18 protein-coding genes and 1 pseudogene are annotated in these 24,074 nt (G+C 61.7%); 4 read left to right on the forward strand and 15 right to left on the reverse strand.

Going from position 1 to position 24,074, the window contains the following annotated elements; genetic code table 11:
* Window positions 1-28: 28 nt before the first annotated feature.
* From hypF to galR, 13 genes and pseudogenes are all read right to left on the reverse strand, one after another.
* A pseudogene (gene hypF, locus DCL27_RS02795) lies at window positions 29-2,354 on the reverse strand (carbamoyltransferase HypF).
* A 311-nt stretch (window positions 2,355-2,665) separates the two neighbouring features.
* Window positions 2,666-3,208: an electron transport protein HydN gene (hydN, locus tag DCL27_RS02800; RefSeq protein WP_005296393.1), complete on the reverse strand. Its 543-nt coding sequence runs from the start codon at window positions 3,206-3,208 to the stop codon at window positions 2,666-2,668.
* Between the two features lie 178 nt (window positions 3,209-3,386).
* Window positions 3,387-5,531, reverse strand: a complete 2,145-nt coding sequence (locus DCL27_RS02805; protein ID WP_005296397.1) for a formate dehydrogenase H subunit alpha, selenocysteine-containing — start codon at window positions 5,529-5,531, stop codon at window positions 3,387-3,389.
* Window positions 5,532-5,819: 288 nt separating this feature from the next.
* Window positions 5,820-6,305 (reverse strand): hydrogenase maturation peptidase HycI, encoded by a 486-nt coding sequence (hycI, locus tag DCL27_RS02810; RefSeq protein WP_035598667.1) that lies wholly within the window; start codon window positions 6,303-6,305, stop codon window positions 5,820-5,822.
* On the reverse strand, window positions 6,298-6,741 hold the full coding sequence (locus DCL27_RS02815) for a formate hydrogenlyase maturation HycH family protein (RefSeq protein WP_005282010.1): 444 nt from the start codon (window positions 6,739-6,741) through the stop codon (window positions 6,298-6,300). Before DCL27_RS02815 ends, hycI begins: the two co-directional genes overlap by 8 nt.
* Window positions 6,738-7,562, reverse strand: a complete 825-nt coding sequence (locus DCL27_RS02820; RefSeq protein WP_005296401.1) for an NADH-quinone oxidoreductase subunit B family protein — start codon at window positions 7,560-7,562, stop codon at window positions 6,738-6,740. Before DCL27_RS02820 ends, DCL27_RS02815 begins: the two co-directional genes overlap by 4 nt.
* Window positions 7,559-8,116, reverse strand: coding sequence for a formate hydrogenlyase complex iron-sulfur subunit (locus DCL27_RS02825; RefSeq protein WP_005282001.1), 558 nt, complete (start codon window positions 8,114-8,116; stop codon window positions 7,559-7,561). The genes DCL27_RS02820 and DCL27_RS02825 overlap by 4 nt, the downstream gene beginning before the upstream one ends.
* A 19-nt stretch (window positions 8,117-8,135) precedes the next feature.
* Window positions 8,136-9,836, reverse strand: a complete 1,701-nt coding sequence (locus tag DCL27_RS02830; protein ID WP_035598670.1) for a hydrogenase large subunit — start codon at window positions 9,834-9,836, stop codon at window positions 8,136-8,138.
* Between the two features lie 75 nt (window positions 9,837-9,911).
* Complete coding sequence (locus DCL27_RS02835) at window positions 9,912-10,850, reverse strand: respiratory chain complex I subunit 1 family protein (protein ID WP_077999820.1); 939 nt, start codon at window positions 10,848-10,850, stop codon at window positions 9,912-9,914.
* Window positions 10,851-10,857: 7 nt separating this feature from the next.
* Complete coding sequence (locus tag DCL27_RS02840) at window positions 10,858-12,759, reverse strand: proton-conducting transporter transmembrane domain-containing protein (protein ID WP_035598673.1); 1,902 nt, start codon at window positions 12,757-12,759, stop codon at window positions 10,858-10,860.
* Window positions 12,756-13,370 carry a 4Fe-4S dicluster domain-containing protein gene (locus tag DCL27_RS02845; protein ID WP_035598676.1) on the reverse strand — a complete coding sequence of 205 codons (615 nt, stop codon included), beginning with the start codon at window positions 13,368-13,370 and terminating at the stop codon, window positions 12,756-12,758. Before DCL27_RS02845 ends, DCL27_RS02840 begins: the two co-directional genes overlap by 4 nt.
* A gap of 175 nt (window positions 13,371-13,545) precedes the next feature.
* Window positions 13,546-14,556: a LacI family DNA-binding transcriptional regulator gene (locus DCL27_RS02850; RefSeq protein ID WP_005281988.1), complete on the reverse strand. Its 1,011-nt coding sequence runs from the start codon at window positions 14,554-14,556 to the stop codon at window positions 13,546-13,548.
* 47 nt (window positions 14,557-14,603) lie between these two features.
* Window positions 14,604-15,611, reverse strand: coding sequence for an HTH-type transcriptional regulator GalR (gene galR / locus DCL27_RS02855; RefSeq protein WP_005281987.1), 1,008 nt, complete (start codon window positions 15,609-15,611; stop codon window positions 14,604-14,606).
* 627 nt (window positions 15,612-16,238) lie between these two features.
* On the opposite strand from galR, the gene aas reads away from it, so the two are divergent.
* The 4 genes from aas to DCL27_RS02875 all read left to right on the forward strand — a co-directional run bounded on the left by aas (window position 16,239) and on the right by DCL27_RS02875 (window position 22,177).
* On the forward strand, window positions 16,239-18,407 hold the full coding sequence (gene aas, locus DCL27_RS02860; RefSeq protein WP_035596874.1) for a bifunctional acyl-ACP--phospholipid O-acyltransferase/long-chain-fatty-acid--ACP ligase: 2,169 nt from the start codon (window positions 16,239-16,241) through the stop codon (window positions 18,405-18,407).
* Window positions 18,400-19,590: a lysophospholipid transporter LplT gene (gene lplT / locus DCL27_RS02865; RefSeq protein ID WP_035596878.1), complete on the forward strand. Its 1,191-nt coding sequence runs from the start codon at window positions 18,400-18,402 to the stop codon at window positions 19,588-19,590. Before aas ends, lplT begins: the two co-directional genes overlap by 8 nt.
* Window positions 19,591-19,727: 137 nt before the next feature.
* On the forward strand, window positions 19,728-21,185 hold the full coding sequence (gene phoA, locus DCL27_RS02870; protein WP_228594470.1) for an alkaline phosphatase: 1,458 nt from the start codon (window positions 19,728-19,730) through the stop codon (window positions 21,183-21,185).
* A 146-nt stretch (window positions 21,186-21,331) separates the two neighbouring features.
* Window positions 21,332-22,177, forward strand: a complete 846-nt coding sequence (locus DCL27_RS02875; protein WP_035596883.1) for a hypothetical protein — start codon at window positions 21,332-21,334, stop codon at window positions 22,175-22,177.
* A 75-nt stretch (window positions 22,178-22,252) separates the two neighbouring features.
* Here DCL27_RS02875 and DCL27_RS02880 read toward each other — a convergent pair whose 3' ends face one another.
* Window positions 22,253-22,969, reverse strand: a complete 717-nt coding sequence (locus tag DCL27_RS02880; RefSeq protein WP_228594471.1) for a TerC family protein — start codon at window positions 22,967-22,969, stop codon at window positions 22,253-22,255.
* A gap of 86 nt (window positions 22,970-23,055) precedes the next feature.
* Entirely contained in the window at window positions 23,056-23,745 is a 690-nt protein-coding gene (gene mutH, locus DCL27_RS02885; protein ID WP_005296423.1) for a DNA mismatch repair endonuclease MutH, read from the reverse strand.
* Between the last annotated feature and the right edge of the window lie 329 nt (window positions 23,746-24,074).

The raw sequence follows: 24,074 nt of genomic DNA on the forward strand, positions 1-24,074 counted from the left end.
GCGGGCGGCTGAACTTTGATGCGCGTCATCAGTTCACCGATTCCTCTTCGCCGGATGGCGCATCAGCGGCGGAGATCGCATCATTTTGGCGATAAGCGGCGATGATCGCCTGGCCGAGCGCCAATGCACCGTCACCGGCGGGGAGGCGTTGGGGGAGTAGCAGGCGGTAGTCCGCCAGGCGCTCCTGCAACAGTTGGCGCAGCAGTCGATTGTGCAGCACCCCGCCGGACAATACCAGCGTTTGGCACCCTTCCCGCGCGGCATGGTGACGCAGCAGCGCCGCCAGGCCATCGGCCAGTGCGCGGTGGAAGGCCAGCGCGCGCAGCGGGAGCGGGGCTTGCCAGCTGAGCCAATCGTGCCAGAAGTCCCCCATCGCCAACTCGCCTTGAGGGGTCAATCGCAGGGTGATGGGGGTCGCTTGCGGCCAGGCCTGCCAGGCTTGTGCCTCCAGGCGGCAGGCCGCCTCACCCTCGAAGCTGATCGCCTCGTGGCAGATGCCTAACGCCGCCGCCGCCGCGTCGAACAGACGGCCACAGGAGGAGGCGGGCGGGCAGTTGAGTCCCCGTTCGATCGCCTTAGCCAGCAGGGGCCAGTTCTTCTGCTGGAGGGCGTGTGTCTCCGGGTAGCGTTGCCAATCGGGGAGGAAACGCAGCAGTTGTGCCAGTAGGTTACGCCAGGGCTGGCGTGCGGCCAGATCTCCACCGGGCAGCGCCACCGCCGGCAGCCCACCCAGCCGGTGATAATCACGGTAGTCGACGCGGAGACACTCGCCGCCCCAGAACTCGCCCTCCTCGCCGTAACCGATACCGTCCAGTGCCAGGCCGATCAGCGGAGTCTGCTGCGGGGTGATGCCATGCTCGGCCATGCAGGCGACCAGATGAGCGTGATGATGTTGCACCGCAATCAACGGCAGCGCCTGTTGCTCGGCCAACTGCTGTGCCAGGCGGCGGCTGTGATAGCCGGGATGACGGTCGCAGGCGATGGCCTGCGGGGTGAATTGGTAGATCTGTTGTAGCAGTTGCCAAGTTTGGCGCATCTGCTGCTGGATACGCGCCTCCCCCAAATCACCGAGGTGTTGGCTGAGTAGGGCGCGCCCCTTGTGTAGCAGGCAGAAGGTATTTTTCAGATCGCCGCCGACGGCGGCCACATCGGGCAACCGCTGAAAGGCCTCGGGGAGATCGAGCGTATCCGGCACATAGCCGCGTGCCCGGCGTAGCATTTCGCTGCCGTCGGGATGGTAGCGCAGCAACGAATCGTCGGCGCGTTGTACGATGTCGCGGTTATGCATCAGCCACAGATCGGCGATGCCCTCCAGATCGCTCAACGCCTGGTCGTTGCTCAATGCCGGCGGTTGACCACTGGCATTGCCGGAGGTCATCACCAGCGGGCGGCCGAGGCGTGCCAGCAGCAGATGGTGCAGCGGGGTGCTGGGCAGCATCACGCCGACTTCATCCAGGCCGGGAGCGACCCCGGTCGGTACCGCGTCGGAGGCGGGGATCAGGACGATGGGCGCCGCGGGGCTGTTCAACAGGGCCACGAGTCCCGCCTCCGGCGTGGTGCGGCAGTAGCGTGCCAGCCAGTCTATTCCCGGCAACATCAGGGCCAGCGGCTTCGCCGGACGCTGCTTACGGGTACGTAGGCGGGCGATGGCGGCGGCATCGCTGGCGTCGCAGGCGAGGTGAAATCCGCCTAATCCCTTGATGGCGACGATACCTCCGCTCTCCAGTACCTGGCAGACGGCCTGCCAAGCCTCCTCACCGTCGCGCCGCGCCTGCCCGCCCGCCTCACAGGGCCCACAGCGTTGGGCCACACAGGGCACAGGCGGTCGGCTGGGCGTGAAAGCGGCGATCGGCGGGATCGCCATATTCGCGCGCGCAACGCGGGCAGAGTGGAAAGTCGGCCATGGCGGTGTTGGGCCGATCGTAGGGCATGCGGCGGATGATGGTGAAGCGTGGGCCACAGTGGGTGCAATTGATAAAGGGGTAGCCATGGCGTCGATTGCGCGGATCGCGCATCTCCGCCAGGCAGTGCGGGCAGGTGGCGGCATCGGGCACGATCTGGGTGTCCATGGCTCCCTGGCGACTTTCGACGATGCGAAAACCGTCGGCGGGGCAGGTCGGCCAAGGTTGGGGCTCGATGCTATCGATGCGTGCCAGCGGCGGGCAGTCGGCATACAGCCGTTGGCAGAGCGCCGCGAGATCCAGCGGTAGCCGCACCACCAGCCAGACGCCGCCGGCATCGTTGCTGACCTCGCCATGTAGCCCCATCTCGTGGGCTATCTGCCAGACATAGGGGCGAAAACCGACGCCCTGAACCTTTCCTTTTATCCGTAGTGCGATGGCGTTGTGTTCCAAAAAAATAACTCCGAGCCAGCGCGCCGCGGGGCTGGCGATGTTGCTATATAAGCGGGAAGCGCGGCGTTACGCCCTACGCGCTGAGGACGACGGTCTTGCGATGGTGGCGGCACCCTACCGTATAACCAGGCAGCCTACACGCAAATCGCGCCGCGTTAAATAAAGCGAACGGTGAATAAATTGTCGCAAATGGGCCGCGGGGGACGCAATGCGGCATGTCATATCTGAGGGATAGTTCTCGCTTTCGTGGCGGGCGAGCCGCCCAGACGAACGCCCCCGCGCAACGCGGCGCGCGGCGGGGGAGGCGGCGATTACAGCAGATCGCCGAGATTATCGAAGGCGGCGCGTTGGCGGCGCTCTTGGATCAGCGCCTGCATGGCATTGCGGTCGATCAGGCGCAGCGCCTCGGTCGGGCAGGCCTCTACGCAGGCTGGACCGTTGGCGCGGTGGTGGCACAGATCGCACTTATTGGCCTCGGCCTTGCTGCCGCTGAGGCACCCTTGGCTGCCATAGCGTTGCGTCACCGCCGTGGTGACCACCTCCATGGTGCCGTAGGGGCAGGCGACCACGCAGGTCTTACAACCGATGCATTTCTCCTGGTCAACGCAGATAAAGTCCTGTTGACGGCTGATGGCGCCATTGGGGCAGACATTGGCACAGGGGGCATCTTCGCACTGGCGGCAGAGAATCGCCGTGCTGATGTTGTCTCCCTTGATGACGTGAATGCGTGGCGTGAAGTTGTCGCGGCTGAGGTTATGCAGCTCGCTCTCTTCCCGATGGGCCATGACGCAGGCGATTTCGCAGGTACGGCAGCCGATGCATTTCTTGGGATCCGCAATGACAAACCGATTCATTCAATTACTCCCGATATCGTTATAGTGTCGCGCCGTATCGTGCCGACGGGGGGCATAGACCCTCACCGTCGGGGGGATTATCAAAAGTGATACGCGGTGTGTTAGTTTGATACGGCACCGCGTACCCCGTTGATAAGCCATTTAAAGGCGCGTTATTGTTTTGAGAGCCGTCGGCCCGTCAACCCTCTGCGCTTTCGCGTAGATGACGCTTAATGCTGTCGTACTCGCGCACCACATAGGCTTCCGCCGCCGCTTGATCGGCGATGGCTTCCAGGGTGACGGCGCAGTACTTGTATTCCGGCGTCTTGGTGATCGGACTCAAGTTCTCGGCGACCAGTTCGTTACAGGCGCCGATCCACCACTGGTAGGTCATGTAGACCGCCCCGCGGTTGGCACGTTCGCTGACGGACGCCCGGCTGATGACCTTGCCTTGGCGTGAGCGGATCCACACCAGATCTTGATCGCGGATGCCGAAGGTCTTGGCGTCTGCGGTGTTGATCTGAACGTAGCCCGGTTCGTCGGCCAGCGCGGCCAGCGCCTTACAGTTACCGGTCATGGAGCGGCAGGAGTAATGGCCGACTTCACGTACCGTCGCCAGCACCAGCGGATAGTCGTCGCTGACGCGATCGATCGGCGGACGCCATTCGCAGGTGAAGAACTGGCCTTTGCCATTCGGCGTATCGAACTTACCGCCCTGGTACAGATATTGCGTGCCGGGGCTATCCAGGGTCGGGCACGGCCACTGGACATAGGCCAGATCCGCCATCTTCTCGTACGTGGCACCATAGTAGATCGGGCACAGCTCGCGCAGCTCGTCCCAAATCTCCTGGGTGTTGTGGTAGTGCATCGGGTAGCCCATCGCCGTTGACATCAGGCTGATGATCTCCCAGTCACGCTTCACGTCACCCTCGGGCTCTACCGCCTTATAGAAACGCTGGAAGCCGCGATCCGCCGAGGTATAGACCCCTTCATGCTCGCCCCAGCTGGTGGCCGGGAAGATCACGTCGGCGATGGCCGCGGTCTTGGTCATGAAGATATCTTGTACGATCAACAGATCGAGCTGTTCGAAGGTGCGGCGAATGGTGGCCAGATCCGGTTCGGTTTGCAGCGGATCTTCGCCCATCACATAGTGCGCCTTCAGCAGACCGTGCTCGATGTTGTGCGGCACCTCGCTCAGGGCATAACCGATCTTATCGTTCAGTTTCTCGACGCCCCAGGCCTTGGCGAATTTCTCCAACACCTCCGGCTGGTTAACGTACTGGTAGCCGGGGAAGGTGTTGGGCAGTGCGCCCATGTCACAGGCCCCCTGCACGTTGTTCTGGCCGCGTACCGGGCCGACACCGACGTAAGGCTTGCCCAGGTTGCCGGTCAGCAACGCGATGCTGGTCAGGGTACGGACGGTCTCCACCCCTTGGTAGAATTGGGTCACACCCATTCCCCACAGGATGGTGGCGGTCGGCGCCTTGGCGTACATGCGCGCCGTCTCGCGGATCATCTGTGCGCTGATGCCGGTGGTCTCTTCCACCGACTCCGGGGTATAGGTGGCGACCAGATCGCGGAAGGTCTCGAACGCTTCCGTATGCTGCTCGATGAAGGCCCGGTCATGCAGGTTTTCGGCGATGATCACCTGCGCCATGGCGTTCAGGAACGCGATATTGGAGCCGTTTTTCAGCGGCACGTGAATATCGGCGATGCGCGCGGTCTCGATGCGCCGCGGATCGCAGACAATGATTTTTGCCCCTTTCGCCTTCGCCTTGATGATACGGCGCGCGACGATGGGGTGAGAGTCCGCGGCATTGTAGCCGAAGACAAAAATACAGTCGGTATCTTCAATTTCGACGATGGAGTTGCTCATGGCGCCGTTACCGACCGATCGCTGCAGACCTGCAACCGAAGGGCCGTGTCAGACGCGTGCGCAACAGTCGATATTGTTAGTACCGATCGCCGCACGGGCAAACTTTTGCATCACGTAGTTGGCTTCGTTGCCGGGACCGCGCGATGAACCGGTGGTCATGATGGCATCGGGACCATACTTCTCTTTGACCGCCAGCAGTCGGGAGCTGGCGAAGGCGATCGCCTCGTCCCAGGAAACCGCTTCCAGTTTGCCGCCGCGCTCGCGACGGATCATCGGTGACTTCAGGCGAGGCGTCAGGATCTTGGTGTCGTGGATAAAATCCCAGCCGTAATACCCTTTCAGGCACAGCTCACCCTGGTTCGTCACGCCATTCGCCCCTTCGGCGCGAATGATCCTGCCGTTATCCACCACCAGGTTGATTTTGCAACCTGAGGCGCAATAAGGGCAGACCGTGATGACTTTTTTCATCAACATTGCTCCTATTATTATGATCACCGGCGGCTTATGGCCCATCCGATGTAACGATGCTACAGAGAGCCGGGGCGCATCGCGTTGCTGCCCCGCCCGGTGACGGACGGCGTCATGACCTCTCCGCCGCGCTCTCCCGTTTATATATGCATGATGCGTGCCAGGTTTTCCCATCAAGCCGAGTGGCTTAATTGCCTGAACTATAAAGGCAGGTGGGGGAAGCCCGTGATGATCCGCATCAAAGTGCCGACGGACTCGACAAAAGTGTCGATCCCGTCGTCGCGTGACTCAGCGCATGACCTCGTCGTCCGGCACGGCCAGACGAGGGATGCCGCCATCCTCCTGCCAATGGTGTAGGCGCTGATACAACGCCTCGACCGCCTCCTTGACCGGCTGCATCATCGGCGCATAGAAGGCGACGATGGCCGGTTGGATACCGATAAAGGTGATGTCGGCGACATCCTCGCGCAGCTGGGCTATCAGGTAGCTCAGCGGTAGATTATGGGTGGTGACGATAAACAGCTCGGCGATATCGCGCTCGTCGATGATGCGCATCTCGCCCGGCTCCAATCCCATCTCTGTCGCATCGACGATCAGCAGCTTGTCTGGCCGCAGATCTCGGATCTGGTGGGCGTAGCTCTCGGGGCTACTGCCGCCGTCGATGACACGCCAACCGGGGATCGGGTGCCCGCATAGCTTCTCGGCCAGCAGCGGACCGGCGCCGTCGTCGCCCATCATGCTGTTGCCTACACACAGGATAAGATTGTCAGCCATTGTGTCGTTTCACCATCAGATAGATTGTCGGTTCATTCTCAATCAGCCGCAGGGCGTCGATCAGCGCGTGACTCCACGCCTGCTGCTGGGCGGTCATCGTCGGCCGCGCCCGATCCAGGGCACAGGCCAGCAGATGGGTGTGGCTACTGTCGATGGTGATCTCGCCGAAGCGTAGCAGCCCCGCCAGCTTACGTCGTGCCTCCCCCTCCTCCAACTGACCGATCCAGTCGCGATAGTCGCTCAGGGGCAGGGAGAGACAGGGCTTCAGGCAGTCGATCACCCCCAGGTGGTGGCCGATGGCCAGGCTGTAGTAGATCACCTCACGGGCCGCCGGCGGTGTCGCCGCTTCCTCTTCGGCCTGTTGAATAAACTTGGCGTTGAGGATGTGGAACACCACCGTCGGATCGGGGAAGTAGGCGGCGGCGCGATCGTTCATCGTATGCCTCCGTTGGGGGCGGCCTGGTTGCATACCTGCAACAGACGGCCCATCACCTCGTTTAAGCGTGGATCATTCTCGTCGGCGAGGAAGCGCGCCAGGCGCTCCTCCACGCTCAGCGCATCGCGGCTGGCCAGCAGGGTCATGAATTTGTCGGCCAGCTGGCGGCCATAACGGTAGCCGGACATGCGCCGTGCCTCACGGTCGATCAACACGCGCAGGGGTTGCGGGATCGCCGGATGCAGGATGGCGGCCTGCTCGTCTTCGCCTTGCGGGTGGTGCTCCGCCTTGAGTTTTTGATCCAGTAAGCCGAGCGCCACGGCGAAGCCATACAGCGTCGCCGCTGGCGTTGGCGGGCAACCAGGGATATAGACATCCACCGGCACGATCTTGTCGGTGCCGCCCCAGACGCAGTAGAGATCGTGGAAGATGCCGCCGCTACAGCCGCAGGCACCGTATGAGATCACGATCTTGGGATCGGGGGCCGATTGGTAGGCGCGTAGCGCCGGGACGCGCATCGCACGGGTGACGGCACCGGTAAACAGCAGGATGTCGGCGTGGCGTGGCGAGGCGACCACTTTGATACCGAAGCGCTCGGCATCGAACAGCGGCGAGATGGCGGCGAAGATCTCGATTTCGCAGCCGTTGCAGCCGCCGCAGTCGACGCGGTAGACGTAGGCGGAGCGGCGGATGTCCTTCAGCAGGGTCTGCTTCAGGCGAGCGGCCTGCTCATCCAGGGTGATCGGGATGGGTTGGCCGTTGGCGTCGCGCGGACCGATTAGATGACCTTGTGCGGACGGGGTCGTGAGGATGTGGCTCATTGTGACGCCTCCGGCATCAGGTGACGACTCAGGGTAATGCGTGTCGTCGGAATGGTGTTGTGTTTCTGCTTACAGGCCGGACAGGTTTCGAACTGAGCGCGGCGCGCCTCGGCCTGTTCGGCGCTGAGTTGACCCGCCTGCACCAGCAGGGCCATGGCGTAGTCGATCTCCTTCTGGGCGGCGTAGGGGGCACCGCACTCGACACAATGGCAGATGGCGAAGTCGGCGCGTTGTTGTAGATCCTCCTTGCGCCACACCGCCAGTTCAAACTCCGGTGAGAGCACGATGGCGGCGGTGGGGCAGACCTCCTCACAGCGGGCGCAGAAGATGCAGCGTCCCAGGTTGAGCGACCAGCGGCGCAGCCCGTTGGCGACGTCGTTCTCCATGGTCAAGGCGTTGGCCGGACAGGCAGCGGTGCAGGCGCCGCAGGCGATGCACTGGCGGGCGTCATATTGCGGCTTGCCGCGAAAGTTGGGGTCGACATCCAGCGGCCGTGCCGGGTAGGCGACGGTGGCGTGGCGATGCCGTAGGGCAGTTTTGAGTAGTTTCAACATGGTCTCGGGTCTCCGGCGATCACTTCAGCGGTGAATCCTTGCGTTCCAGTCCGTAGCGCTCGATCTCCTTGTAGGGAACGGTCACCGACTTGCGGCGGTTGACGTCCACCAGGGTGACGCGGTCGGTACAGGAGTAGCAGGGGTCGAGGCTGCCGATGATCAACGGAGCATCGGACACGGTGTTGCCGCGTAACATGTAGCGCAGGGTCGGCCAGTTGGCGTAGGTCGCCGCCCGACAGCGCCAGCGGTACAGCTTCTGGTTGTCGCCGGTCATCGACCAGTGGATGTCGTCGCCGCGCGGCGCCTCGGTGAAGCCCAGGGCGAAACGGTGCGGCACATAGTTGAAGCCTTCGACGGCCAGTGGGCCGCCCGGCAGATTATCCAGGCCGAACTCGATCATATTGAGGGCGGTGAACACCTCGTTGATGCGCACCTTGACGCGTGAGATGACGTCACAGCCCTGTTCGCTGTGCACCGTCATCGGCAGCAGATCGTACCCGGCGAACGGGTGGTCGGCACGGGTGTCGCGTGCGTGGCCGCTGGCGCGTACCATCGGGCCGACGTTACTGAAGTCGCGCGCGATCTGCGGGTCGAGGCGGCCGATGCCGACGGTGCGTTGCTCGATGTTGGGGGTACTGAACAGGATGTCGATCAGCGCCTTCACCTCGGCGCGCATCTCGGCGGCCAGCTGGCGCGTGGCGATCATATCCGCTTTCAGCATGTCGCGGCGGATGCCGCCAATCAGGTTCAGGCCGTAGGTTTTGCGCGCGCCGGTGAGGATCTCCGCCATCTTCATCGACTTCTCGCGTACGCGGAAGAATTGCATGAAGCCGGCGTCGAAACCGACGAAGTGGCAAGAGAGTCCCAGGTTGAGCAGGTGACTGTGCAACCGCTCCACCTCCAACAGGATCGAGCGGATGGCCTTGGCGCGCAACGGTACCTCGATGCCTAACGCATTCTCCACCGAGCTGGTGTAGGCGGTGCTGTGAGCGAAGCCGCAGATGCCGCAAACGCGATCGGAGAGGAAGGTGACTTCGTTGTAGCCCATGCGGGTCTCCGCCAGCTTCTCCATGCCGCGATGGACATAGAACAGGCGGTAGTCGGCATCGACAATGTCTTCGCCATCGACGAATAGCCGGAAGTGGCCCGGTTCGTCGGAGGTGATGTGTAGTGGGCCGATGGGGACGATCTTGCCGCTGCCGCTCTCGTTAACGAAGGGGTAGGTCTCCTGGTCGGTGGTCGGCGCCGGACGCTGGCGATAGTCCATGGCATCCTTACGCAGCGGATAGAGATCGTCCGGCCAATCGTCCGGCAGCACCAGACGGCGCTCATCCGGCAGGCCGACGGCGATCAGCCCATACATGTCGCGCACCTCGCGCTCGCCCCAGACGGCGGCGGGGACACGCGGGGTGACGGAGGGGTATTCGCGCGTGTTGGCGTCGACCAGCGCCTTGACGGTGATCCAGCACTTGGTGCCTTGCTCCATCGACAAGACATAGTAGACCGCATAGCTGCCGCACAGCGGGCGCTCGTCGTTGCCGAACAGGACCGAGAGCCAGCCGCCTTGCTGGTAGTACAGGTATTCGACCACCTCCGGCAGCATGCCGGTCTTCACCGTGATGGTGGCCTGCGTCGCGGTCTGCCAGCTCTCGTCGAGGATGGCGTGGGGGAACTGCTGGCGCAGCGCCGCAATGTAGTGTTGTCCGATGTGTTGAGTCATTTTACTTTGCGGCCTTCTGAGTTAGGGCAAAAAAGGAGAAACGGGTCGCCGAAATAGGGAATGTCATGGTTCACCTCACGCGATCAGCCAAGAGAAGAAGGCCAGTAGCGCCAGGCCGAAGCCGGCCCAGGTGGTGTAGCCGGTCTTCAGGAAGCGTAGCCGGGCCATGCTGTTTTCCAGTAGGGCGACGATGACGATGCCGACGAGCAACTTCACCAGTGCGATCACTGTCGCCAGCAGCAGGGCGCCAGCACTCAGGGTGGCGCTCTGCCCCCAGGGGAAGAACACGGCGATGAACAGTTGCAAGACCACCAGCTGTTTCAGGCCGATGCCCAGCTTGAGGATGCCCAGCCCTGGGCCTGCGTATTCGGTCAGCGGCCCCTCTTGGAGCTCCTGCTCGGCTTCGGCCAGATCGAAGGGCAACTTGCCCATCTCGATGAAGGTGGCGAAGGCACAGGCCAATAGCGCCAAGGCCAGCGCCAGCGAGGCGTGTTGCGACCAGTCACGGACATAATCGCCCATCAGACCCAGATTGCTGGAGCCCGCCAGCAGCGCGGTGACCCACAACGCCAACATCAGGATCGGTTCGACCAGGATGCCGAGCAGCGACTCGCGGCTGGCACCGATGGCGCTAAACGGGCTACCGGTATCCAATCCCGCCAGGATGAAGAAGAAGCGGGCGACGGCGAACAGATAGACCAGGGTGATGACATCGCCCAACGCTGGCAGCGGGGTGCTGCGAGTCACCAACGGCAGGGCACTGGCGATGGTCAGCATGGTGCCGACCATGACGTATGGCATCATCTGGAACAGGGCTCCGCTACAGTGTGGCGCGATGTTCTGGCGGCGCAGCAGTTTGCCGATGTCCCGGTACTCTTGCAGGAGGCCGGGGCCACGTCGACTGTGCATCCGCGCGCGCAATACCCGCGAGATGCCGCAGGCTAGCGGTGCCAACGCCAGCAGGATCAGCGCCTGGAACAGCGCCAGCAGCAGAATGGAAAGTGAACTCATCATCATCTCCTCAGGAGAACACGGCGACTAGCAGCAGCGCCATTTCGCACAGCGCCAGTACCGGGTAGACACGCAGGGCGCCCTCGTTCAGCAGTCCGCCGCACAGCGGCGCCGGGTTGCAGAGGCGACGTAGGGTGAACAGCGGGGCAAACAGGACACGCAGTGGCTGGGCGAAACCGCCAGCGGTGACCACCATGCCCGGTTCGTGGCCGTAGCCGCAGGTCCAGGCGTCGCCGTGGCGGCGCGCCGGCAGGCGGCTGCTGCGATACAGGGCGCTCAGCAGCAGAGGTAGCAGTGGGAAGGCCAGCAACAGCAGGGCGATCAGCGGTGGTGACAGCAGGGTCATGTTGCTGCTGCCCGGCGACATGATGGCGCCCATGGTCAGCGCGTCGTTACCCATCACCAGTTGCAGCGTGTTGGCGCAGAGGTGTAGCAACGCGGGGACGATCCACGGTGCGCCGACACCGAACAGCACACAGGCCAGGCTGAGCAGTAGCGCGGGCAGTAACAGGCTCCAGGGCGTGCGGCCCGGATTGGCGGCCGCCTCGCTACGCGCCGCGCCGAGGAAGGTCATGGCGAAGATCTTCGCCACGCACATCACCGCCAACGCTCCGGTGATCGCCAGGGCAACCATGGCCAGCGGGGCCAGCAGCCGCAACGCCCCAGGGCTTTGCTGGCTCAGACTGAACAGGGACTGGTAGGTGTACCATTCGCTGACGAAGCCGTTGAGCGGCGGCAGGGCCGCCATCGACATCAGGGCCAATAACATCAGTAGACCGGTCAGCGGCATGCGGCGTAGCAGTCCCCCCATCTTATCGATGTCGTGTAATCCGGTGGCATGCATCACGGCGCCGGCACCGAAGAATAACCCGCCCTTAAACAGGGTGTGGTTGATCAGATGGAATAGCCCGGCGAGCAGGCCCATGACGGCCAGCAGTGGGTTACCTAGGCTGAAACCGATGACGCAGGCCGTTAGGCCGAGCAGGATGATGCCGCTGTTTTCGATGGTGTGATAGGCCAGCAGGCGGCGCAGGTCGTGCTCAGCCAGGGCATACAACCCCCCGATGAACGCGGTGACGGCGCCGACGATCAGCAGCAGCAGTCCCCACCACAGCGGAGGGACACCGAGCCAGTCGATGCTGAGCTTGAGGAGACCGAACAGGCCGATCTTGAGCATCACGCTGGCAAACAGCGCCGCCGCCGGTGCCGGGGCGTTAGCGTGTAGCTCGGGGATCCAGCCGTGCAGCGGTACCAGGCCGGTGACGATGCCGAAGCCGAGCAGCCCGAGCAGCAGGATCGCCGCTTGTTGACCGTGGCTAAGGAGCGCCAGATGGAACTCGCTCAATACCAGGGTGCCACTGGCGCGCCACAGTAGCCAGAAGCAGAGCAGCAGCGCCAGAGAGCCGAGGCGAGACATCAGCCAATAGAGTCCGGCGGCGCGGCGCGCCTTGGCGTTGCCCCCCAGCCAGACCAGCAGCGCCGCGCTCAGGCTCATCAGCTCCAACATCACCATAAAGGTCGGGGCGTCGTTACATACCACCAGCAGGCTGATGGCGGCGCTGAGCAGGTTCATCAATCCAGCGTGGCAGGCGGCCTTGCCGCCGGCGTGCGGCGTCGTACCGAAGGCGTACAGGGCGCAGAGCAGGCTCAGTAACGAGGTGAGCAGCAGCATCAGGCTGTTTAGTGGACTGAACAGTAATGGGACGCTGCCGAATAACAGCGTGCTGGGAGAGAGCGGTGACGCCTGCAGCAGCAGCGAGGCGGCGGCAACGCTGCCGCATAGGCCCGCCAGGATCCCGCCCGTGGCGGCGAGGCGTGCGGCGCAACGGCCAAGGCCGCCGAGTGCCAGCGCGATGACGGCGCTGATCAGATACAGTGCCAGCATCAGATTAAACAGTTGCAGAATACTCATTGGGCGTCATTTCCCCCGGATAGGCTTGCGAGCGCCAGCAGATCGGCGCGTTGGGCATCGAGAACGTGTAGACGTTTGGCGGCGCTGGCAGCCTCCAGGCGGCGCTCATCCACCAACATGATGGCGTGGGTCGGACAGGCGCGAACACAGGCGGGGCCTGCCTCGCTAAACTGGCACAGGTCGCACTTCACCGCGATGCTGCGGATGCCGGGATACCAATCTAAGAAGGGGCCAACGCTGAGGTGCGCCGGTGGCGCCGGGGGGGCCAGGGGCGAGTTGCTGTTAGCCGGAATATGCAACGGTTTGCTGCCGGCCAAGGTGATGGCGCCGAAGGGGCAGGCGATACCGCACAGCTTGCAGCCGACGCACAGGCTTTCATTGAGCTGAACGGCGCCGTCTTGGTGGGTAATGGCGTTAACCGGGCAAACCAGGGCGCAGGGTGCATCTTCGCAGTGGTGGCACATCTGGGGCGCCGACTCATGGCTGGTCCTGACCAGCGTCAGGCGCGGTTGTGCCTGGAGACCTTGCGCCTCGTGCTCTTGCGCGCAGGCGGCCATGCAGGTATTGCACCCGATGCACAGTCGGGGATCCGCAATCACAAAGCGGTTCATGTTATGTCCTCAGAGACAGACTACAAAAAAGATCCGCCCGAGCTAAGCATAAACCGTGCCAATTATATTGATATTATTTATTTCATTTAAAACAATGCATTGTGATATTCCACCTCGCAAGGTGGATGGACAATGTCGATATCCGGCATGGCATATCGACACTTTTGTCGACACGTCATGCCGTCGTGACGAAATCGGCGACGGATTCCCGCAGGCGCATTTCACCGCCAAAGGGGGCAAGCGCGTCGACCGCCTCGCCCCGACTGAGGCGTAGCGCCTGTTGAATGGCGGCGGTGATCATGGCATCGATGGGGAGGTAGACGGTGGAGAGCGCCGGAGTAAGGTAGGCGGCGCTCGGTTCATCGTCGAAGCCGAACAGTGAGACCTGTTGCGGCACGCGGAGTCCGGCCTGATTCAGCGCGCGTAGCGCGCCGATGGCCATGTCGTCGTTGCAGCAAAAGAGGGCGCTGAACGGCGGTGCTCCGGTGGCCAAGAGGCGTTGGCAGGCCTGGTAGCCGCCGGCGATGCTGTTGTCGCCGTGGGCGATGCCGTGTGGCGCGAGACTAACGCCTTGTGCCAGCAGGGCATCACGGTAGCCTTGCAGACGTGCCTGCCCGGTCGGCGTATCGATGGTCAGGGTGATGCAACCGATGTGGCGATGACCGCGGCTAATGAGGTACTCGACCGCCTGGCGCGCGGCGGCGCGCTGTTCGAAGTAGACACAGCGTTCTGGTGCCTGGGGTAAGGCGCGGTTGATCACCATCAGCGAGGGGTATTGGCGCACCAGGGCCATCAGATCGGCCTCGGACATGAAACGGGTATACAGCACGATAGCGTCGCAGCGCCGGTCGCTCAGCATCTGTACCGCCTGGCGCTCACCCTCGGGCGTATCGTGGCCATCGGTGACGATCAGCTGTTTGCCGCTGGCTTCCACCTGGCTCGCCGCCTGGCGCAGTAGTCGGCCAAAGTAGGGGCCGTCAAAGTGGGAGATCACCAACCCCAGGGTGTTGGAGGTCTGATTGGCCAGCGCCTGCGCCAGCAGGTTTGGCCGATAGCCTAACTCCTCCATGGCATGAAATACGGCGTTGCGGGTGCTCTGCTTGACTTGCCCGGTAGCGTTGAGCACGCGCGATACCGTGGCTTTAGACACGCCCGCGCGGCGTGCGACGTCAAGCATGGTGATCATAATCCTTCCTCTCGTTACAGCGTGTGGCGGTGATGGCACACAGTGTATCACACCGCCTTACGAGGAGAGACGGAGTGGCGGCAGACCAGGGTCGGATTAAACATGTTGGTGGTAGGGGGGAGCTCACGCCCGGCGGCCAGCGCTAAGGCCAACTCCGCGGCCTGGGTCGCCATGGCGATGACCGGGTAGCGGATGGTGGTGAGGCGCGGGCGCAGATAACGCGCGATGAGGACGTCATCGAAGCCGATCAGCGAGACGCTACCCGGCACGTCGATGCCATTATCGTTAAGCACCGACAAGGCGCCGGCAGCCATCGGATCGTTATAGCAGGTGACGGCGCTGAAATCGCTGCCGTGACCGAGCAGCTCGGTCATGGCCTGCTCCCCGCCGATCTCATCGGGGGAGGCATAGGCGATCAGGCGTTCGTCGATCGGGAGTTCATACTGATGCATGGCGTCGAGATAGCCTTGCAGGCGATCCTGGGCATCGGAGATGGCGTGATTGGAGCAGATGCAAGCGATGCGGCGGTGCCCCTGATGAATGAGATGGCGCGTCGCCAGCCAGCCGCCATGGCGATCGTCCAGCGCCACACAGCGCTGCTCATACCCGGGCAGCGTGCGGTTGATCAGCACCATGCCGGGGATCTGCTGCATCAGGGCGGCCAGCTCGTCGTCGGGGATCATCTTGGCGTGGACCACCAGCGCCGCGCAACGGTGGCGGATCAGCTGTTCGATGGCCTGACGCTCTTTCTGCTGCTCATGGTAACCATTACCGATCAGCAGGAAGTTACCGGTCTGGTAAGCCACCTGCTCGACCGCCTTGACCATGGCGCCGAAGAAGGGATCGGAGACATCGCAGACCACCAGTCCGAGGGTCTCCGTCGCCTGTTGGGCCAAGGCGCGGGCATTAGCGTTGGGGTGGTAACGTAGTTGCGCCATGGCGGCCTGCACCGCTTCACGCGAGCTATCGCTGGCTTTCGGGGAATTATTGATGACGCGGGAGACGGTGGCGACTGATACGCCGGCCAGTCTGGCAACATCCTTGATCGTAGCCATGATCGGGAGTATCCAACTGCAAGTGGTAAACGTTTACACCAGTGTTGCGGAAAAGCGCTCAGCCTGCAAGCGGGTGTGCGCGTTTGAGCGTCTAATATTTGCGTAAATCAACAAAGTTCACCGCTAGTTACATTTTGCTGCCGAATGTTGCTATTCGGGACTTCATGGATGAGCACGAAGCCTCGTATGCTGAATGTCCCAGAGGTATTGATTGGTGAGAGTTCAGTTTTCAGTTGCTGAAGCCAACAAAATTACACCGACCTACGCGGATGCGTAGGTTTTTTTTTGCCTATTTTTTGTCGAACCGCGCGACGCGGTTACGCCACGCCGACTCCGCTTACATTCTGTTTCATTGTTTACTGCTAGCTTGCGAATTATTCGTGGTGGTGATGGCCGATCTTTTCCTACACTGATTATCCCAGAGGTATTGATTGGTGATGTGAGGATCTTCCCGCCGGAAGATCGACCAACAATTACACCGACCTACGCGGATGCGTAGGTTTTTTTTTGCCTGTCGCTCTTCGCTGTGTGTCGACGCAGATATTCCCCTCCCTGCGGTTTGCGCGCTTGCGGCCATGGGGTAGTATGCTTGCGCCCCCCATTTCTGCCGCACATAGGGAGATGTTCATGCTGTACCGATTGATCGGCGCGTTGCTGAAACGGTTGTTTCGCCTGCGCCTAAGCGGTTTCGATCAGCGTTTTGATTATGACAAATTGTTGATTGTTCCCAACCATGTCTCATTTCTCGATGGGGTTCTCCTGGCGTTGTATCTGCCGGTGCGTCCGGTGTTCGCCGTCTACAGCTCCATCGCCGACAGTAGGTTGATGCGCCTGGTTGGGCGCTTCGTCGATATTGTGGCGTTAGATCCGCGTAAACCGATGGCGGTGAAGCGCCTGATCCGCCTGGTCGAACAGGGACGCCCGGTGGTGATCTTCCCCGAGGGGCGCATTACCGTGACCGGATCATTGATGAAGGTCTACGAGGGGGCGGCCTTCGTGGCGGCGCGCTCCGGCGCTACCCTGATGCCGGTGCGGATCGAAGGTGCCGAGTTTAGCCACTTCGGTCGCTTGAAGGGATTGTTCCCGCTGCGTTGGTTGCCGCCGCTGGCGATCCACCTGCTACCGGTCACCCGACTGGCGATGCCGCAGGCTGCGCGGGCGCGTGAACGCCGCCAATTGGCCGGGGAGCGCCTGCATGCCATCATGATGCGTGCCCGCCTGGATACGCAGCCGGTCACCACGCTGTTTGCCGCCTATCTGGCGGCGATGCGGCGTTATGGGGCGGGCAGCAAGGCCATCGATGATATTAATCTGTGCGAAGATAGCTACCGCGGCTTGTTGAAGAAGAGCCTCGCGGTGAGCCGCATCCTGCAAAGCTTTACCCGCGAAGAGGAGCACGTCGGCCTGTTGTTACCCAACGCCACCATCACGGCGGCGACCATCCTCGGCGCGACGCTGCGTAATCGCGTGCCCGCGATGCTGAACTATACCGCCGGCGCGGCCGGACTACGCAACGCGTTACTCGCGGGTAACATTGCGACTATCGTGACCTCACGCCAGTTTCTGCTCAAGGCGCGCCTGGAGGCGTTGCCGGACCAACTGCCACAGGCTCGTTGGGTCTATCTGGAGGATCTGCGCTCGAGTCTGCGCGTGCGCGATAAGATCTGGATCTTGTGGCATCTGTTGCGTCCAGCCCAGGCGATGTTGGCGCGTGATCCCGATCAGGCGGCCTTGATCCTGTTTACCTCCGGCTCGGAGGGGAATCCCAAGGGGGTGGTGCACTCGCACCGGAGCCTGCTGGCGAATGTGGAACAGATCCGTTGCGTGGCGGACTTCACGCCGCGCGATCGTTTCATGTCGGCGTTGCCGCTGTTTCATGCCTTTGGTTTGACGGTCGGCCTATTGACGCCGCTCTTGTGCGGTAGCCGGGTGTTTCTCTATCCTAGCCCGCTGCACTATCGCATGGTGCCGGAGATGGTCTACGACCGTAACTGCACCGTGTTGTTTGCTACCTCGACCTTCCTGGGGCACTATGCGCGTTTCGCCCATCCTTACGATTTCGCCCGCCTGCGTTATGTGGTGGCCGGCGCGGAGAAACTGGCCGCAGATACCGCTCGGATCTGGTTCGAGAAGTTCGGTATCCGCATCCTCGAAGGGTATGGCGTCACCGAGTGCGCGCCGGTGGTGGCGATCAATGTGCCGATGGCCGCGCGGGTGGGCAGCGTCGGGCGTATTCTTCCCGGCATGGAGGCGCGTCTGATCCCGGTGGCGGGCATCGCCCAGGGTGGGTGCCTGCAACTGCGAGGCCCCAACATCATGCGGGGTTACCTGCGGGTCGAGGCGCCGGGCGTGCTGGAACCGCCGCAGGCGACGAATGTCGACGGCGTGCGGGAGTCTGGCTGGTACGACACCGGGGATATTGTGACGCTGGACGAGCAAGGTTATTGCACCATTCAAGGGCGCTTAAAGCGTTTTGCTAAACTGGCCGGAGAGATGATATCGCTGGAGCTGGTGGAGCAATTGGCGCGGGAAGCGAGTCCTACGGGGGAGCACGCCGCCAGCGCACGGGGCGATCGGCAGAAGGGGGAGGCCTTGGTCCTCTTTACGACTGATGCGACATTAGGGCGCGAAGGCTTACTGACAGCCGCCCGCCGCGCGGGGATTCCGGAGTTGGCGGTGGCGCGCGATATTCGTTATCTGCGCACCTTGCCGTTGTTAGGTAGCGGTAAGGTTGACTTCGTGACGCTGCGCCGCATGGCAGAGTCGGCAGAATCGACGGAGGTGGCGGATGCGTGAGGTCCCCATCGGCGACGACGGCATCGCCGGGCGTGGCATGAAGGCGGTGATCGTCGCCCAATTCTGCTCGGCCTTTGGCGATAATGCCTTACTCTTTGCTACCCTGGCGTTATTGCAGACACTGCATTTTCCACCGTGGAGCCAGCCGGCGTTGCAGATCGCGTTTGTTGCGGCCTATATCGTCTGCGCGCCGTTTGTCGGCCGCCTGGCCGACGGCTTTGCCAAGGGACGGGTGATGATGCTGGCCAATGGCCTAAAGCTGCTGGGGGCGCTGCTGATTTGTCTCGGCGTTAATCCGTTTATCGGTTACACCCTGGTCGGCATCGGTGCGGCGGCCTATTCCCCCGCGAAGTACGGCATTCTCGGCGAGTTGACCGGTGGCGCTCACCTGGTGAAGGCCAACGGCTTGATGGAGGCGTCGACCATCGCGGCGATCCTCATCGGTTCCGTCGCTGGTGGCATGCTGGCTGACTGGCATCTGCCAGCGGCGTTCACGGTGTGCGCGTTGATCTATGCTGCAGCGTTGATTGCCAACGTCGCGATTCCTCGTCTCGCCCCGGCTCGGCGCATTGATGATTGGCGGCCGGGGGGGATGTGGACGGAGTTTAGCGCCGCCTGCCGCACGCTGTGGCATAACACGGAGGCCCGCTTCTCGCTGGTGGGAACCAGCCTATTTTGGGGCGCCGGGGTGACGCTACGCTTCCTGTTGGTGCTATGGGTGCCGACGGTGTTGGGATTGACGGACAACACCACACCGACCCTGCTCAATGCGATGGTGGCGGTCGGCATCGTGGCCGGCGCCGCCGCCGCCGGACGCTGGGTGACGCTGGGTACGGTGGGGCGCTGCATGCCGGCGGGGATCCTGATCGGCCTGCTGGTGTTATCCTTCTCCCTCCAGCACAGTCTGCCGCTTTCGTATGGCCTACTGTTGCTGGTCGGCGCCTGCGGCGGCTTCTTCGTGGTCCCGCTGAACGCCCTGTTACAGCAGCGTGGGCGGGAGAGTGTCGGTGCCGGCCACGCCATCGCAGTACAAAACCTCGGGGAGAATGTGGCGATGTTGCTGATGTTAGCCGCCTACTCGGTCGCTATCCGTTGTGGGGCCGGGGTGGTGTGGGTTGGCATGGGCTTCGGTCTACTCTTCGCCCTGGCCATCGTCGCCGTTTGGCGCTGGGGACGACGCTGAGGCGTAGCGGGACGGCCCGAGATGCGCTGTCATCGCGCGGTCATCGGGCTGTCACCGCATAGACATCTTCTCTCCTTATACTCCGAGTCAATTCATTAAATAACCAATATTTATTTCCTTCGACACGGAGTTTTGTCATGGCATGTGATAAGCGCTTTTCCCTTTCTCTATTGATGTTGTCGTTGACGTTGGCCCTGCCGCTTCAGGCCTCGCAGGCGGCTCCCTCCAGCGCCGATGCGCAGCGTATCCTCAGCGATCGTGCCGCCCAAGGCGACATTACCCGCCAGGGCGGTGCCCGCCGCCTGTTGGGCGATCAGACCGAGGCCTTGCGCGCTTCGCTGAGCAATCGTCCGGCGAAGAATGTGATCCTGCTGATCGGCGATGGGATGGGTGATGCGGAGATTACGGCGGCGCGCAACTATGCGGCGGGTGCCGGCGGCATGTTGCCCGGTATCGATGCCTTGCCGTTGACCGGGCAATACACGCATTACGCCTTGGATCGTAAGACCCATAAGCCCAATTATGTGACCGATTCGGCCGCCTCGGCCACCGCCTGGAGCAGCGGCGTGAAGACCTACAATGGCGCGCTGGGCATCGATGTGACGGGGAAGGCCTATCCGACGCTATTAGAGATGGCGCGCGCCGCCGGCAAGGCGACCGGCAACGTCTCTACCGCCGAATTACAGGACGCCACGCCGGCGGCGATGTTCGCCCATGTCAGCGGACGTAAGTGTTATGGTCCGCAAGAGACGCGCGAGAAATGCCCGGAGAATGCCCTGGAGAATGGCGGCGCCGGATCGATCACCGAGCAGATGCTACAGACTCGCGCCGATGTGACGCTGGGGGGCGGGGCAAAGAGCTTCGCTCAGACGGTGGGTGCCGGTGAGTTTAAGGGGAAGACGTTGTTGCAGCAGGCCCAAGCCCAGGGTTACCACATCGTCAATGATCTGGCCGGGATGGATGCCGTCACGACGGCAGATCAGCAGCGCCCGCTGTTGGGGCTGTTCGCCGCCGGCAACATGCCGGTGCGTTGGCTAGGCCCCAAGGCGACCCGCCATGGTAACCAGCAAGCACCAGTGACCTGTCAGCCTAACCCACAGCGTAATGCCGACCAGCCGACGTTGGCGCAGATGACCAATAAGGCGATCTCCCTGTTGAGCAAGAATCCAAACGGTTTCTTCTTACAGGTCGAGGGCGCCTCGATCGATAAGCAGGATCACGCCGCTAACCCGTGCGGCCAGTTCGGTGAGACGGTCGATCTGGATGAGGCGGTACAGGCGGCATTGGATTTCGCCCGGCGCGAGGGGAATACGCTGGTGGTGGTGACGGCCGATCATGCCCATACCAGCCAGATTATCCCCAATGACGCGAAGGCGCCGGGGCTGACGCAGACCCTGCTGACCCGTGATGGCGCGCCGATGACCATCAGCTACGGGGCCTCGGAAGAGGACGATAGCCAGGAGCATACCGGCGCTCAACTGCGTATCGCCGCCTATGGCCCCCATGCGGGCAATGTGGTGGGGTTAACGGATCAGACCGATCTGTTCTTTACCCTGCGCGATGCCCTGGGATTGCCGGCTCAGAATAATCAATAAGCGGGACGTGACACGCCGCAGTGGCACAGACACGGCACGGCATCGCCCGTGCCGTTATCATTCTGATGAATAATAAAACTATCTGTGACCTACTTATTATTCTTGTGGTATGTTTTATGTGCATTTATTCAAGATATTAATTAAATATGCTCATAAAACATCCCATTTCGCTCGGCGCCGATGAGGACCATAACGCGGAATCCGATGATCATCTGCGTTTTTATCAGTTATGCGGGGTGATGGCGGCGGCGAGTTGCGTGCTGCTGACGCTGTTGATGCTGGTCATGTTCCCCGAGGACTTTTCGGCCCGTCCTTTTCGGGTGGCGGCGGGCTATCTGGGGCCGGTCACCCTGCTGCTCTTACTGGCGATGCTGCGTTTCCCGCGCAGCGCGAGCTGGGCGTTACTGCTGGGGTTTAACGCCTTACTGCTCTACCTGTTTTATCAGGGAAGTTCTTTCAACCTGGTGATCAGCTTTCTGTTCGTGCTGTTTTTCATGCTGGGGGTCGTCGCGGCGGTCCAACGCGCGCGTCGGCGCACGCTGTGGCTAGTGCGGCGTGGCTGGCGGCCCATCTCGGCGCTGGTGCTATTAGCCTTGCTGATGAGTGGGTTAAGTAGCGGTTTCGTCCTACGCTGGCTGGCGAAGAAACAGGAAAATCCCTTGCTTTGGGTCGAGTATCGCCGCCAGATGTTGGATCACTATCAGCGTCTGGCAGGACGCGAGACGCCACAGTCGCCGGGGATCGGATTGCGGCGCGTTCGACTGGAGGGGCGCACCTTGGTGCTGGTCTATCGGGTACACTTAACGGGCGAGGAGGCCAGCGATGCGCGTTTGCGGCGTCACGCCCTGAATCACTTCATCAAACATTGCCACGAACGGGGAGTCAATCAGTTCGGGATGAAGGTGATGTATGTGTACCACGTCCAGGAGGAGGAGCGTATTCAGGTGTTGAACCGTAAGGATTGCCCGGATCGCGACGCGCAAGCGCGTTAGCGCGTCGGTGGAAAGATAAAAAAGAGGGGGGGCGAATGCCCCCCCTCTGTGTCACTGAACCGAACAGGCTAGGCGTTATTCGCCGTCGTTGCTCTTCTTGTTGCGGATCAGATTGAGGCTTTCGACCGCCATGGAGAAGAACATGGCGAAATAGATGTAGCCCTTAGGAACGTGGACGGCGAAGCTTTCCAGGATCAGGGTGAAACCGACCAGGATCAGGAACGCCAATGCCAACATCTTGACGGAGGGGTGGCGGGCGACGAACTCACCGATCGGCCGCGCGGCGAACATCATGACGCCGACGGCGATGACCACGGCCGCCATCATGATGAACAGATGGTCGGACAGGCCGATGGCGGTGATCACCGAGTCGAGACTGAAGATGATGTCCAACATCATGATCTGCACGATGGCCCCCATAAAGGAGTGCACGTGGGTGGCGAGGTTATCATTATTCCCTTCGATGGTTTCATGGGCCTCTTTGCTGGCCTTATAGATCAGGAATAGCCCACCGAGTAGCAGGATCAGATCTCGAGCGGAGACCGGATGACCCATGATCTCGAAGAGTGGGTGAACCAGATGTGCCACCCAGGCGATGGAGGCCAACAGACACAGACGCATCCCCATTGCTGCTAATAGGCCAATACGGCGCGCCTTGTTTTGTTGTTTCTTGGGGAGTTTGGCTACCACCAGAGAGAGGAAGATGATGTTATCAATGCCCAGTACGATTTCCAGAATCGTCAGCGTACCCAGTGCAAGCCAGGCATTCGGATCGACAATCCACGCAAACATAGAGATAAATACCTAAACGAACCATAAACGAGCAGTATACACCGATAGCCCCGTCCCGCGCAGTGTGCGACGGGAGAAATCTGTGTTTACACCAGGAAATGGCGTGCCAGCAGCGCCGCGGTAAAATGCTTCTTCAGATAGAAACCGCGTGGCAGCGTCATGATCGGCTCACCGTGCGGCCCGATACCTTCGGTCAATGCGCGGCTGTTGGCCGCCTTGGGGCGTAGCTGTAACACCTCACCGTGGCGCGCGCTGATGGTGTCGACGCGCCCTAAGACGATCAACTCCATCAACTCCTCCCAGTCATGCCGTAACGCCTGCTCCTCTTGTGCCGAGGGGCTCCACAAGAGTGGCGCGCCGACGCGGCGTTGTGCCAGCGGGATCTGACGTTCACCCTCGACAGGGATCCACAGGACGCACTGCAGTTTTTGCCGTAGGTGGCAACTCTCCCAGGTAATGCCGGTGTTGCCGGTGAGCGGGGCGACGCAGACAAAGGTGGTCTCTAGCGGGCGCCCGTGAGCGTCGATGGGAATACTCTTCAGCTCGACGCCCAAATCGGGGAAGTCCTGTTGCGCTTTACTGCCGGAGCGGGCTCCGAGACAGCGTTCCAGCAGCGTGCCGACCCACCCCTTGTCCCGTCGGAGATCGTGCGGTAGCGGGATCGCGGCCAGTTGCGCCAACTCGGCATAGCTATAGCCAGCCAAGCGCCAGGCTCGCTGCAATAATATCTGGCGATCGGCGGGGGGGGTCAGCGGTGGAAAGGGATCGTTTATCATCTGGTTAAAAAATGTACGCTCATTTTACGCTTATCAACAATGGGGCCACGGATGGCCAGCGGCATGATTAATACGATGATTCATAATAAGATTTTTCATCATATCCTCTGCGCCTTCGGCGACACGACGCTATTGTGCACTACTAGCCACTGGCAATGAACAGGATCTTACACCTATTTATCCACAGATATTTTGGATAACCCATTATCACCGTCGACACTGGTTTGATTTACAGCCTTGACGAGGGGGGGTTTTTACGAAATTGCTGCCGCAGTGTGCAAGTTTTGCGGATATGTTGTGGATAAAATCGGCATTGTGCGATCTTTAGA

The sequence above is a fragment of the Edwardsiella tarda ATCC 15947 = NBRC 105688 genome (genome assembly GCF_003113495.2).
Lineage (GTDB): Bacteria > Pseudomonadota > Gammaproteobacteria > Enterobacterales > Enterobacteriaceae > Edwardsiella > Edwardsiella tarda.